The following is a 12,847-nucleotide window of genomic DNA, read 5'->3' as shown; positions in this document are numbered from 1 at the left end:
TCTGGGACGCATGGACATCCTTCAGAGCCTGCCGCTCGACCGGGAGAACCCGTTCGAGCCGCCCGCGGAGCTCGCCCGGCTGCACGGCCCGCTGCATCGCATGATCTACGCCGACGGCCGTCCCGGCTGGCTGGTCACCGGCCACGCCGAGGCCCGCGCGGTGCTCGACGACCCGCGCTTCAGCAACACCTCCCAGGGCGCCGCGCCCCCGATCAAGGAGCTGGCGCCGCCCGAGGGCCTGGCCGACCTGGTGATCCCGCCGGGCTTCTTCATCGCCATGGACGACCCCGAGCACTCCCGCTACCGGCGGCTGCTCACCGGCCGCTTCAGCATGCGCAGGATGCGGCTCCTGGAGCCCAGGATCCAGGAGATCGTCGACGGCCGGCTCGACGAGATGGCCACGGCCGGGGCGCCCGCCGACCTGGTCGGCGCGTTCGCGCTGCCGATCCCGTCGCTGGTGATCTGCGAGCTGCTCGGCGTCCCGTACGACGAGCGCGCGCGCTTCCAGGACACCACCGCGCGCGCGGTGAACCTGGACAACTCCGCCGAGCAGCGCGGCGCGGCGGGCGCGGAGCTGATGGGCTACCTGTCCGAGCTGGTCACCCGCAAGCGGACCGAGCCCGCCCAGGACCTGCTCGGCGAGCTGGTCTCCGGCGGCGAGCTGAACCACGAGGAGCTGACCGGGGTGGCCACCCTGCTGCTGACCGCCGGCCACGAGACGACCGCGAACATGCTGGCCCTCGGCGCGTTCCTGCTGCTGAGCCGTCCGGAGCAGGCGGAGCTGGTGCGCACCGATCCCGGCGTCGCGGCGACCGCCGTCGAGGAGCTGATGCGCTACCTCAGCATCGTGCACATCGGCCCGATCCGGGTCGCGCGGGCCGACGTGCCGCTCGCCGGGCGGACGATCAGCGCCGGGGAGACCGTGACGCTCTCCCTGCCGGCCGTCAACCGCGACCCGGCCCGCTTCCCCGACCCCCACCGCTTCGACGTCACCCGCGAGGCCGGGCCGCAGCTCGGCTTCGGCCACGGCATCCACCAGTGCCTGGGACAGCAGCTCGCCCGCCTGGAGATGCGGCTGGCCTTCCCCGCGCTGCTGCGCCGCTTCCCCGGGCTGCGGCTGGCCGTGCCCGCCGAGGAGGTGCCGCTGCGCCCGCGCGCCACGATCTACGGCCTGGCGTCCCTGCCGGTCACCTGGTGAGGCCGCCGCGTTTGACGTGCCCTCCGGCCGTGCAGAGAGCATGACGGACGAAGGACGATCACGGAGGCGCGCATGACCGGTACGGACGGCGGGATCAGGTTGTGTCAGGTGGTGCTCGACTGCACCGACGCCAGGGCGCTGGCGGAGTTCTACCGGTCCCTGCTGGACCTGGTCTACCGGCCCGGCGACGAGCCGCCGCAGGCGGGGGCCGACGACGAACGCGGCCGCGACTGGCTCGTGCTGCGCACCAGGGACGGCGCGCCGCAGCTCGCCTTCCAGCAGGTCGAGACGCTTCCTGAGGCGACCTGGCCGGAGCCCGGGGTGCCCCAGCAGCTCCACCTCGACCTGACCGTCTCCTCGGTCGAGAGCCTGCTGGAGCAGCACGAACGCGTTCTGCGCCTGGGCGGCCGGCTGCTGCTGGACCGGATCGACGACGAGGAGGAGCCCCTGCGGGTCTACGCCGACCCGGCCGGGCACCCGTTCTGCGTGTTCGTCTCCCGGCGGGGCTGACCGTCCGGCGGGGCTGACCGTCCGGCGGGGCTGACCGTCCGGCGGGAGACGTCAGCGCGCCGGCGAGAAGACCAGCGTGGCGTTGTGGCCGCCGAAGCCGAAGGAGTTCGACATCACCGGCCCCCTGGCGATCGGGCGCGGCACGGGCGCCGCGTCGATGTCGCAGCGCGGGTCGAGCCGGTCCAGGTTGGCGGTCGGCGGGGCGGTGCACTCGGCCATCGCCAGCACGCACGCCACGGCCTCGATCGCCCCGGACGCGCCGAGGGCGTGCCCGGTCACCCCCTTGGTCGAGCTCACCGGCACGGCGGCGGGCCCGAAGACGCGGCCGATGGCCTGCGCCTCGGCCAGGTCGTTCAGCTCGGTCCCGGTGCCGTGGGCGTTGACGTGCACGATGTCCTCGGGCGCCAGGCCCGCGTCGGCGAGCGCGGCGTCCATGCACCGCCGGGCGCCCGCGCCGCCGGGCGCGGGGGCCGTCAGGTCGTGGGCGTCGCTGGTGCGGCCGTAGCCGGACACCTCGGCGTGCACGCGCGCCCCGCGGCGCACGGCGTCGTCCAGGCGTTCCAGGACGAGGAACGCGGCCCCCTCGGCCAGCACAAACCCGTCGCGGTCGGCCTCGAAGGGGCGGCAGGCGGCCTCGGGGTCGTCGTTGCGCACCGACAGGGCCCGGCACCGGCTGAAGCCGTGCAGCATGCCGGGGGTGACGTTGGCGTCCCCGGCCCCGGCCACGACCAGGTCGGCCGAGCCGTCGCGGATCAGCCGGACGCCCTCGCCGATGGCGTGCGCGCCGGAGGCGCAGGCGGTGACCACGGACATGCTCGGCCCGCGGATCTCGTACCGCATGCCGATGGCGGCGGCGCCGGCGTTGGGCATGATCTTCGGGATGAAGATCGGCGACAGCCGCAGCGCCGCCGGACCGGGCGTGTCGAGCAGCGCAGACTCGTAGGTCTCGGTGCCGCAGAACGAGCTGCCCGCCACCACGGCCCGCCGCTCGGGCGGCACCCGCGGATGACCGGCGTCGGCCAGCGCGTCGCCCGCCGCGCACACCGCCAGCAGCGACGCCCGGTCCAGCCGCCGCGCCTGCCGGTCGGTCAGGTACGCCGAGACGTCCAGCTCCGGCACCTGGCAGGCGAAGCGCACCGCGAGCGCGGACGTGTCGAAGGACGTGATGGCCCGTGCCGTCGAGCGCCCGCCGAGCAGCGCGTTCCACAGCTCCTTGGGACCGGAGCCGGCGGGCGTGCGCAGGCCGAGCCCGGTCACCGCGACCCGGGGTCGCATCAGCCGCCCACCGCCGTCAGGTGGCGGCGGATGACGGCGGCCATGTCGGCGACGGTCCGCACCCGCTGGAGCCGGTCGTCGGCGAAGGTGCCCCATTCGTCCTCGACCACGGCGTACAGCTCGGCGAAGTCCAGGCTGTCGGCGTCCAGTTCCTCGCGCAGGTCGGTGTGCGGGCCGATCTGGGCCGGGCTGACGCCCAGGACCCGCGCGCAGTGGCCGCGGAGCGTGTCTGTTATCTGGTCGTCGGTCATGGTGCCGTCCGTTCTCTCGGCGGATGGGGGGCGTGTCCGAGTGTGCTCCAGGAGCGCGGGCGGGTCCGGGTATGACACCTCAAATGTCCATCAAGCCGGGCCCAGAGCGTCCCTGACCCGCGACTCGGTCAGCGCGGCCAGCGCCGCCCGGTCCGCGCGCGGCCGTCCGGTGGGGTCGGGGCGTACGGGGGGCAGGAACGTCACCTCGGCCACCAGGTTCCGGGTCGCGACCACGCGCAGCAGCGAGACCGGCAGGGAGTCCGCGCCGATCCAGGCGGCGCGGGTGGAGGGCAGGCCGGCTTCGCAGTAGCGCAGCGCCACCGGCCGGACGGTCGCGCCCGCCTCGACGGCGGCCTGGAACAGGGCCGGGTGGAAGGCTCCCATGGCCTCCCCGCACCAGGTGGTGCCCTCGGGGTAGGCCAGCACGGCGTCCCCGTCGCGCAGCGCGGCGGCGACGGCCGTGATCGCGGCGGGCAGCCCGGCCGGGCGGTCCTTGTCGATGAACAGCGTGCGGTGGGCCGCGGCCAGCGACCGGACCAGCGGCCACCGTCCGATGTCCCGCTTGGCGAGCTGGCGGGCCGGCGTGAGGGCCGCCATGATCAGCGGGTCGGCCCACGAGACGTGGTTGCTCACCAGCAGGGTGCCGTGGCCGTCCAGGGCCGGGACGCCGCCGGGGACCCGTACCGTGATGCCGAGCGTGCGCACGATCAGGCCCATGGCCCTGCGGGACAGGCGTGCGCGCCGGGCCCCGGCGCGGCGGGCGGGCGCCGCCGACAGCGCCAGGGCGACCGCCAGGGCCAGCGCGCAGCCCAGGAGGCGGGCGGCCCGGCGGACCGGCCCGGCGGCGGCGACCGGCGGGCGCACGCACGCGTCCGGCGTGCACGGCGACAGCCCCGGCCCGGACGGCGGCCGCTCGTGGCGGTGGTCCTGGTCGCGGGTGGTCGTCATGGTGTGCCCGCCGGCGGTGCCGCGGGCTCCGTCCCGTCCGGGCCGCCCGGCCCGGACGGCCCGCCTGCCGCCGCGCCGACGGGGACGCGCGGCGGGTCGCCGGGAGAGCCGCCCCCGCTGCCCCGCCTGCCGCGCAGGAGCCGGGGCGTCCACCAGTTGACGGGCCCGGCCAGGCGCATCACGGCGGGCACGAGCAGCGTGCGGATCAGCGTGCAGTCGACCAGGACGGCCAGCGCGATGCCCACCCCGATCATCTTGAGCACGGCCAGGCCGGAGGTCGCCACGGCGGCCATGACGACGGCGAAGATGACGGCGGCCGAGGTGAACAGCCGTCCGGTGTGCTGCAGCCCGGTGGCGACCGCGGTGGCGGTGTCGCCGCGGTCGCGGTACTCCTCGGTGATCCGGGACAGCAGGAAGATCTCGTAGTCCATGGACAGGCCGAAGGCGACGCAGAAGATCAGCGTGGGCATGAGGGCGTCGATGCTGCCGGTGGCGGTGAAGTCGCCGACCAGCCCGCGCAGGTGGCCGTCCTGGAAGACGTGCACCAGGGCGCCGAAGGTGGCGGTGAGGCTGAGCACGTTCATCACCAGGGCCTTGACGGCCAGCACGACGCTGCGGGTCAGCAGCGTCACCATGGCCAGGGTGGCCAGCGCGATCAGCGCCAGGGCCGTGGGCAGCGTGCCGGCGATGCTCTGCCTGATGTCGTCGAGCTCGGCGCCCGGCCCGGCGAACAGCGCCTGGCCCGGGGCCGGGATCGCGCGCAGGCGCCGGACGAGCTCGCTGTTGGCCACCGAGTACGGCTCGTGCGCGGTGGTGACGAGCAGCCAGGTGCCCGCCTCGCCGGTGAACCGGCGGCCCGGCCCCGGGACGGCGGCGGCCCGGCTGTAGGAGCCGCCGGCCGTGTCCACCCGGAGCACGCCGTCGGTCGCGGCCAGGCGCCTGGCGTAGCCGTCCAGGGGGCCGGCGGAGCTCTGCCCGGTCATCCGCAGGTCCGGCAGCACGATCATGGTGCCGCCGACGACCTGCTGCCCGCCGAACTCCGCGCGCAGCGCCTGCGCCGCCCGGGCGGCGGGCGCGTCGGGCGGCAGGATGCGGTCGTCCAGGGTGCCGAAGCGGGCGCCCAGGAACGGCGCGCCCATGGCCAGCAGCAGCGCGGTGGTCGGCACGGCGACCGCCAGCGGGCGGCGCATGACGGCGACCGCCAGGCGGTACCAGGGCCCGTCCTCCACCGGCGGCGCGGACCGGCGCGCGGCGTTCCACGGGCCGGGCACGGGAAGCCGGTTGACCCGGTCGCCGAGCAGGGTGAGCACGGCCGGGAGCACCACGAGGCTGGCCGCGGCCGCCGTCAGGCTGATCGTCATCCCGCCGACGGCCAGCGAGCGCAGGATGGTGAACGGGAACAGCAGCAGCGCCGACATGGACAGCGCCACGGTGGCCGCCGAGCAGGCCATGGCCCGGCCGGTGGTGCGCATGGTGACGGCGACGGCCTGGGCGGCGTCCTGGCCCTGGGCGAGCTGTTCGCGGAAGCGGGTGACGATGAACAGGCTGAAGTCGACGGCCAGGGCGAAGCCGAGCGCGCTGGAGATGCTCAGCGCGAACACCGAGATCTCCATGACCTCGGTGAGCAGGCGCAGCACGGCCATGGTAGCGATCACCGCCAGCGCGCCGATCAGCACCGGCAGCAGGGCGGCGACCAGGCTGCCGAACACCACGCACAGGATGGCCAGGGTCAGCGGCGCGGCGATCAGCTCGGCGGCGCGCAGGTCGGTCTCGCTGCGGTCCTGCGCCTCGACGCGCACCTGGGCCTCGCCCGTGGCGGTCAGCGACAGGGGGCCGTAGCGGCCGTGCAGGGACTCCACGATCCGGCGGGCGGCGGCGTTGCGGGCGGCGTTGTCGCCGCGCAGGTGGGCCAGGACGACCGCCGCGCGCCCGTCGCCGCCGCGCAGCCTGGGCTCGTGGCCGCGCCAGTACGAGGTGACCCGCCACACGCCCGGGTCGGCCGAGACGCGTTCGGTGAGCCGTGTCCCGGCGGCGTCGATCTCGGGGTCGTCGACCGGGCGTGCGGCGCGGGCGATCAGGACCAGGTCGGCGTTGCCCGCGTGGAAGGCGTCCTGGAGGATGTCGTCCGCGCGCAGGGACTGCGATCCGAGCGGCACGATGTCGCCCAGCACGAGCCGGTCGTGCACGTCCAGGCCGGCCATGAGCGAGACGGCGAACGTGACGGCCGCGCCCCAGAGCACGACCCGTCGCGGCCACCTCCGCCCACGGCCGGACGGCGGCGAATTGCCCCACATCGGTGAATCCTTACGTCGAGTAACGGTCGGTCGAGGCCGCCGCGCCCGCGCTCCCCCGCGGCGCGCGCCTGTGCGGTCGGGCCTTGTGCGGTCGGGCCTTGTGCGGTCGGGCCTTGTGCGGTCGGGCCTGTGCGGTTGGCTTGGGCATTCAGTCGAGGCCGGCGCGTACGCGTTCCTCGGCGGCGCGGGCCAGGGCGGCCCGTCCGCGCGGCCCGCGGGCGGGCGCGGGCGGCGGCAGGAGCGGGGTGAGCCGCACCTCGGCCCGCAGCCGCCGCGTCCCGGCCACCCGGACGACGGACCCGGTCACCGAGTCCTCGCCCACCCAGCTCCCCCGGCTCGACGGGCTCGGACCCTCGTAGTAGCGCAGGACGGCCGGGCACACCGCCGCCCCCGCGTCGATCGCCGCCTGGAAGACCGCGGGCCGGAACGTGCCGACCTCGCGCCCGCAGGACGTGGTGCCCTCGGGGAAGACGGCGACCGCCTCCCCGGCCAGCAGGGCGTCGCGGACCAGGCCCACCGCGGCGGGCAGCGTGGACAGGCGTTCCCTGTCGATGAACAGCGCCCCGCAGGCCGCGCCGAGCGTGCCGATGAGCGGCCACCGGCGCACCTCCCGCTTGGCCAGCAGGCGGCAGGGCAGCGCGGCCAGCATGACCAGCGGGTCGAGCAGCGAGACGTGGTTGGCCACGACGAGCACCCCGGCCCCCTCCCCCGCGAGGTCCGCCGGACCGGCGACCTCGACCCGGACGCCGAGCGCGCGCAGCAGCAGCCGGGCCGCGGCCTGCGCGGTCCTGGCCCGCCAGCGCCTCGGCCCGGCTCCCATGACGAGGAAGGCGGGCAACGCGGCCAGCAGCACCAGCAGGGCGGCGCACAGCCGGGCCGCGCGGCGCGCCCGCCCGGCGGCGACGGCCTCCTCCGGCAGGCACGCGCGCACCGAGCACGGCGCCCGCGCCAGCCACGGGTTGATCTCCACGCGCCGGCCGGAGCCGGCGACGTGCCGCCACGTCGCCCGCCCCGCCCCTACGGGCGGCACGACGGGCGGCACGACGGGTGGCACGACGGACGGGACCACGGGCGACACCACGGACGGCACCACGGGCGGCGTGGCGGACGGCACAGCAGTGGACACTGCGGGTGGAGTCGGATGGGACACGCGGGACTCCCAGACGGTGATCGGCGGGCCGGCCCGAGCGGCGCTAACGGCAGCGCGGGACGACGGCGGGCGGCAGGTCGCACCGGACCGGCCCCTGACTCTGGACCGTTCCAAGGCGTGCGGTGCCGGTTGGCGTGCGGGTGCCTCGGCGCCGGGACGGGCGGCTATCGGGCGGATGTGAGCTTTGTGCGACTTGTTGCGACTGCACGATCATGAGCGTCCCGAATTCGGAGCGGGCTCGGCACCGGCGGCCCTGACGGCAGGGTGACAAGCGGATGATGATCCTGTTAGTGCAGGTTAAGCGCCATCCGGCGGAGAGCGCCGAATTTGCGCCACGTGTCGCCCGACCTTGGCAGAACACTCCACAAGCCGTCCCGGCTCATGACCTGAACCCCATAACCTGACAAGGTGATCTACGCGAAGACGCCCCTCACCCCCGAGATCCGTGCCGCCGTCTCCCGGGCCTGGGGCGCCGAAGGAGAGGGCGAGCGGCTGCACGGCGGGGAGGAGTCGGCCGCCTACCGCCTCGGCGACCACGTCGTCCGGGTGGGCCCGGCCGCGCGCGGGGTGGCCGAGTCGGAGTGGTGCCACGCCGTCGCCCGGCACGCCGCCACCACGCTCCCCGAGGCCGTCGCCCCGCTGGCCACCGCGGGCGGCGCGACGGTGGTCGTCGTGGCGGGGCGGCCGGTCTCCTGCTGGCCCTACGTCGAGGGCGAGTGGCCCGACTCCGACGTCCCCGCCCAGCGGGAGGCGGGCGCGCGGCTGCTGGCCAGGCTCCACCGCGCGCTGGCCGGTCTGCGTCCCGGCCCGCGTCCCGTGCCCGCCTTCCAGGAGTCCGGCCTGTACGGCGACCCGCCCCCAGATGCCGCCGACCTGCACGACCCGGTCCTCGACCGCTGGCTGGCGGCCTTCCACGCCGGGCATCCCGTACGCCACCCGCTGCACGGCGACTACTACACCGGCAACACCCTGGCCAGGGACGGCCGCATCGTCGCCGTCCTCGACTGGGACGAGACCTTCGTCGGCGCCCCCGAGCTGGAGCTGGCCGCCGCCGCGCTGGAGTGGGGCGACGACCTGACCGGGCCCAGCAAGGAGTTCGTGGCCGCCTACCACGAGGAGGGCGGCACGGCGGCCCCCCTCGACGACGAGTCGCTCGCCCAGCTCGTACGGCACAAGCTGCGCAGGGAGCACGCCTACTTCCGCAAGGCCGCCGCGGCGGGCGTGCCGCACGACGAGGAGGACCTCGACTACCACCGGGCCCGGGTCGAGCTGTTCCACCGGCTGCGCCCCTGACCCGGGCGGTCCGGGTCAGAAGTAACGCAGCCAGACATACACCCAGGCCAGGGCCGTGCTGCCCAGGGTGACGACGATGCCGTACCGGGTGAACTGCCAGAAGGAGATCGGGTTCCCGGTGCGGGCGGCGATCCCGAGGGCCACGACGTTGGCGCTGGCGGCGACCGCGGTGCCGTTGCCGCCGAAGTCGGCGCCGAAGGCGAAGGCCCACCACAGCGCCTGCCCGGTGGACGCGTCCGGTGCGGCGGCGGCCAGTTCCTCGACCACCGGCGCCATCGTCGCCACGTACGGGATGTTGTCGAAGAAGGCCCCCAGCACGCTGGAGCCGAACAGCAGCGAGGTGGCCGCGGCGAAGTAGTTGTCGCCGAACAGGTCGATGGTGGCGCGGCCGATGGTCTCCATCATGCCGGTGTGCACCAGGCCGGCGACCATGACGAACAGCCCGGCGAAGAACACCAGCGTGGGCCATTCGACCTCGCGCAGCACGTCCCCGAGCTCGACCCGGCAGACCAGCAGCATGACCCCCGCGCCGACCAGGGCGATGATCGAGGGCGCCAGGTGCAGGACGGAGTGCAGCGCGAACGCCGTCACCACCGCGGCCAGCACCGTCATCGACCGCGCCAGCAGCGCGGGGTCGGTGATGGCCCGCCGCTCCTGCAGCGCCATCACCTTGGCGACGTGCTCGGCGTTGTAGTGGAACGACCGGCGGAACAGCGGGTAGGTGAGCAGCACGAACACCGCGAAGATCACCACGACCGCGGGCGCCATGTGGACGAGGAAGTCGTTGAACGTCAGCCCCGCCCGGCTGCCGATGATGATGTTCGGCGGGTCGCCGATCAGCGTCGCGGCCCCGCCGATGTTGGAGGCCAGCACCTCGGCGATCAGGTACGGCTGCGCCGGGATGCGCAGCCGCCCGCACACCATCACCGTCACCGGCGCGACCAGCATGATGGTCGTGACGTTGTCCAGGAACGGCGAGGCGACGGCGGTGATGGCCATCAGCATCGCCATCAGCCGGTACGGCCGCCCCCGCGAGCGTTTGGCCGCCCAGATCGCCAGGTAGTCGAACAGCCCGGTCTGCTTGATCACCCCCACGATGATCATCATGCCGAGCAGCAGGAAGATGACGTTCCAGTCGATGCCCGCGTGCCCTGAGGAGAACACCTCCTCCCCCGGTGTCAGCCCCAGCACGGTCATCAGGCCGGCCGCCACCAGGACGACCTTGACCTTGTCGGCCTTCTCGGTGGCGATGAAGAAGAACGCCACCACGAAGATGGATAGGGCCAGGATCGCGCTCATGCGGATCAGTCCGGAAGGCTCGTGATGGCCAGGCTGGTCAGCAGGCGTTCCAGCGTGATCGCCCCCGTGAGGGTGGCGTCCGGGCCGAGGACGGCGACGAGCGGGCTACGCGTGCGGGCCATCAGCGCCGCCACCTCCAGCAGGGTCGCGTCCGGCGGAACGGTGACGGGCCGCGCGGGCGGCCTGGGCAGGCAGTCGCCGACCGTCAGATGGGCGAGCTCCTGCCAGAACAGCTCGGCGTCGCTCTCGTCGAGGGTGCGGGCCAGGGCCTGGTCCTCCTGGTACGAGCCGGGGATGGCCAGCCGCAGCACCTGCGTGCCCGGCAGCACGGTCGCCGGCCTGCCCCGCTCGTCGACCACGATGAGCCCGGGCAGCCGGTTGACCACCATCAGGCGCACGGCGCGTCCCACGGAGTCGCGGGCCGTCACGGTCGGCAGGGTGACGGCGATGTCCTGTGCTCGCATGGCACCGTCCACGGTGGTCGGAGTGGTGGGAAGACGACGGTTCGCGCCGGTTCGGGGCGCGGTCGTATGACGGATCTTGATGGGGAGCCTCCAGCGGGGGCATGGGCGAAGGTCACAAAGGCGGCCAGGACGGCTCAGGCGCTCTGCCCCGGCCACGGGACGGCGGCCGGCCCCCGGCGCGGCCCGCGCGTCAGATGGCCCCGGGGGACGGACCGCGACCCGCGGGCGGGCAGGAGGAGAAGCGGTCCTGCCGCCGCGGCTCGGAGAAGGTCCGTGCCACGCATCGCCCACCTCCTTACGGTCCGTCCCTGTTTTCCGGGGAGACCATGCCATCACCGCGCGGGGGGCCGCGCCCATCGGGTCCAGCCCCCATATCGGGTGGGGGCGGGACCGTATCCGGGCCGGGTCAGTGGACAGCGCGGGCGGCGAACGCCCAGGCTAAGGGCATGAAAGACGCCGTCGCCACCGCGCCGGAGCCGCCTGGCCGCACCCCGGCCCAGGCGTTGTTCCGCCGCCTGTTCGTCATCAACGCGCTGGTCTTCGCCGCGGGCACGTTCGTGCTGGCGCTGTCCCCCGCGACGGTCTCCTCACCGGTGCTGCTGACCGAGATCCCGGTGCTGCTCGTCGGCCTGGCGCTGATCCTGGCGGCGAACGCGTTCCTGGTGCGGGCCAGCCTGGCCCCGCTGACCTCCCTGACCGCCCTCATGCGGCGGGTGGACCTGCTGCACACCCACGACCGGCTGCCCGCCGGCAACCGGGACCTGCGCGGCGTCACCGACACCTTCAACCAGATGCTCGACCGGCTGGAGGAGGAGCGCAGCGTGGCCAGCGCCCAGGCCCTGGCCGCCCAGGAGGCCGAACGCGGCCGCATCGCCCGGGAGCTGCACGACGAGATCGGCCAGAGCCTCACCGTCGCGCTCCTGGCGCTCAAGCGGGTGCGCGACCGGGCGCCCGCGGAGCTGGCCGACGAGCTCGGCCACGCCCAGGAGGCGATCAGGACCAGCCTGGACGAGGTGCGGCAGGTCGCCCACCGGCTGCGTCCCGGCGTCCTGGAGGACCTCGGGCTGACCAGCGCCCTCACCGCGCTGGCCACCGACCTGTCGCAGACCGGCACGGTCGAGGTCACGCGTAGACTGGCTCCGGGGCTGCCGCCGCTCAGCTCCGAGGTCGAGCTGGTGCTCTACCGCATCGCCCAGGAGAGCCTGACCAACGTCGCCCGCCACGCCCAGGCGACCAGGGCGACGCTCACGCTGACGCCCGACGACGGCGACCTGGTCCTGCGCGTCACCGACGACGGCCGGGGCGGCATCGGCGAGCCGGGCGCCGGCATCCGCGGCATGCACGAGCGGGCCCTGCTCATCGGGGCCCGGCTGAGCGTGCACTCGCCGCCCGGCGGCGGCACCGAGATCGTCCTCACCGTCCCCGGCGCGGCCAAGGAGAACGCCCGATGACCCGCATCCTGCTCGCCGACGACCACGCGCTCGTCCGCCAGGGCGTCCGCCTGATCCTCGACGCCGAGCCCGACCTGACCGTGGTCGCCGAGGCGGCCGACGGGGCCGAGGCGGTCGAGGCCGTCCGCACCCACGACATCGACCTGGTCGTCCTGGACATCGCCATGCCGCGCATGACCGGCCTGCAGGCCGCGCGCGAGATCTCCCGCCGCCGGCCCGGCATCCGGCTGCTGATGTTGTCGATGTACGACAACGAGCAGTACTTCTTCGCCGCGCTCAAGGCCGGGGCCTGCGGCTACGTGCTGAAGTCGGTGGCCGACCGCGACCTCATCGAGGCGTGCCGGGCGGCGATGCGCGGCGAGCCGTTCCTCTACCCCGGGGCGGTCACCGCGCTGATCCGCGACTACCTCCACCGCCACCGGCACGGCGACCCGCTGCCCGACAGCCTGCTGACCGCCCGCGAGGAGGAGATCGTCAAGCTCATCGCCGAGGGCCACTCCACCAAGGCCATCGCCGACACCCTGGTCATCAGCCCCAAGACCGTCGACCGCCACCGCAGCAACATCCTGGCCAAGCTCGGCCTCAACGACCGGCTCGACCTGACCCGCTACGCCATCCGCGCCGGCCTGATCGAACCCTGACCTCGGCGGACGGCCGCGCCCCTGGCTCCCGCGGCCCCGGCGGCCCGGCCGGATGGAGTGCGCGGGCGCAGTT

At 74.7% G+C, this 12,847-nt stretch carries 12 protein-coding genes; 5 read left to right on the top strand and 7 right to left on the bottom strand.

From position 1 onward, the window contains the following. Positions 1-10 precede the first annotated feature (10 nt). Positions 11-1,198 carry a cytochrome P450 gene (locus ACFYYW_RS05420; RefSeq protein WP_387645387.1) on the top strand — a complete coding sequence of 396 codons (1,188 nt, stop codon included), beginning with the start codon at positions 11-13 and terminating at the stop codon, positions 1,196-1,198. Between the two features lie 72 nt (positions 1,199-1,270). Continuing rightward, positions 1,271-1,708 carry a VOC family protein gene (locus tag ACFYYW_RS05415; RefSeq protein WP_387645385.1) on the top strand — a complete coding sequence of 146 codons (438 nt, stop codon included), beginning with the start codon at positions 1,271-1,273 and terminating at the stop codon, positions 1,706-1,708. 51 nt (positions 1,709-1,759) lie between these two features. Here ACFYYW_RS05415 and ACFYYW_RS05410 read toward each other — a convergent pair whose 3' ends face one another. The 5 genes from ACFYYW_RS05410 to ACFYYW_RS05390 form a co-directional block, all read right to left on the bottom strand. Next, the gene (locus ACFYYW_RS05410; RefSeq protein ID WP_387645382.1) at positions 1,760-2,983 is read right to left on the bottom strand and encodes a beta-ketoacyl-[acyl-carrier-protein] synthase family protein; all 1,224 of its coding nucleotides are present in this window, start codon (positions 2,981-2,983) and stop codon (positions 1,760-1,762) included. Next, positions 2,983-3,234 carry an acyl carrier protein gene (locus ACFYYW_RS05405; protein ID WP_352331127.1) on the bottom strand — a complete coding sequence of 84 codons (252 nt, stop codon included), beginning with the start codon at positions 3,232-3,234 and terminating at the stop codon, positions 2,983-2,985. The genes ACFYYW_RS05410 and ACFYYW_RS05405 overlap by 1 nt, the downstream gene beginning before the upstream one ends. A 90-nt stretch (positions 3,235-3,324) precedes the next feature. Then, positions 3,325-4,182, bottom strand: coding sequence for a lysophospholipid acyltransferase family protein (locus ACFYYW_RS05400; protein ID WP_387645379.1), 858 nt, complete (start codon positions 4,180-4,182; stop codon positions 3,325-3,327). Next, positions 4,179-6,422 carry an MMPL family transporter gene (locus ACFYYW_RS05395; RefSeq protein ID WP_387645376.1) on the bottom strand — a complete coding sequence of 748 codons (2,244 nt, stop codon included), beginning with the start codon at positions 6,420-6,422 and terminating at the stop codon, positions 4,179-4,181. Before ACFYYW_RS05395 ends, ACFYYW_RS05400 begins: the two co-directional genes overlap by 4 nt. A 202-nt stretch (positions 6,423-6,624) precedes the next feature. Then, positions 6,625-7,602: a lysophospholipid acyltransferase family protein gene (locus ACFYYW_RS05390; protein ID WP_387645373.1), complete on the bottom strand. Its 978-nt coding sequence runs from the start codon at positions 7,600-7,602 to the stop codon at positions 6,625-6,627. 432 nt (positions 7,603-8,034) lie between these two features. On the opposite strand from ACFYYW_RS05390, the gene ACFYYW_RS05385 reads away from it, so the two are divergent. After that, entirely contained in the window at positions 8,035-8,919 is an 885-nt protein-coding gene (locus ACFYYW_RS05385; protein ID WP_387645370.1) for a phosphotransferase enzyme family protein, read from the top strand. Positions 8,920-8,934: 15 nt separating this feature from the next. On the opposite strand, the gene ACFYYW_RS05380 is transcribed toward ACFYYW_RS05385, so the two are convergent. After that, positions 8,935-10,218 (bottom strand): ArsB/NhaD family transporter, encoded by a 1,284-nt coding sequence (locus ACFYYW_RS05380; RefSeq protein ID WP_364393896.1) that lies wholly within the window; start codon positions 10,216-10,218, stop codon positions 8,935-8,937. Positions 10,219-10,223: 5 nt separating this feature from the next. After that, on the bottom strand, positions 10,224-10,682 hold the full coding sequence (locus ACFYYW_RS05375) for a CBS domain-containing protein (protein ID WP_352330979.1): 459 nt from the start codon (positions 10,680-10,682) through the stop codon (positions 10,224-10,226). Between the two features lie 446 nt (positions 10,683-11,128). Here ACFYYW_RS05375 and ACFYYW_RS05370 point away from each other — a divergent pair, with 446 nt between their 5' ends. Both ACFYYW_RS05370 and ACFYYW_RS05365 read left to right on the top strand, forming a co-directional pair. Next, positions 11,129-12,133, top strand: coding sequence for a histidine kinase (locus ACFYYW_RS05370; RefSeq protein ID WP_387645366.1), 1,005 nt, complete (start codon positions 11,129-11,131; stop codon positions 12,131-12,133). Further along, positions 12,130-12,774, top strand: a complete 645-nt coding sequence (locus ACFYYW_RS05365) for a response regulator transcription factor (protein WP_352351471.1) — start codon at positions 12,130-12,132, stop codon at positions 12,772-12,774. Before ACFYYW_RS05370 ends, ACFYYW_RS05365 begins: the two co-directional genes overlap by 4 nt. Positions 12,775-12,847 lie beyond the last annotated feature (73 nt).

The organism is Nonomuraea sp. NPDC001831 (genome assembly GCF_042892035.1).
Taxonomy (GTDB): domain Bacteria; phylum Actinomycetota; class Actinomycetes; order Streptosporangiales; family Streptosporangiaceae; genus Nonomuraea.
The sequence above is the reverse complement of the archived record's forward strand: the minus strand, read 5'-3'. Positions and strand labels throughout refer to the sequence as shown.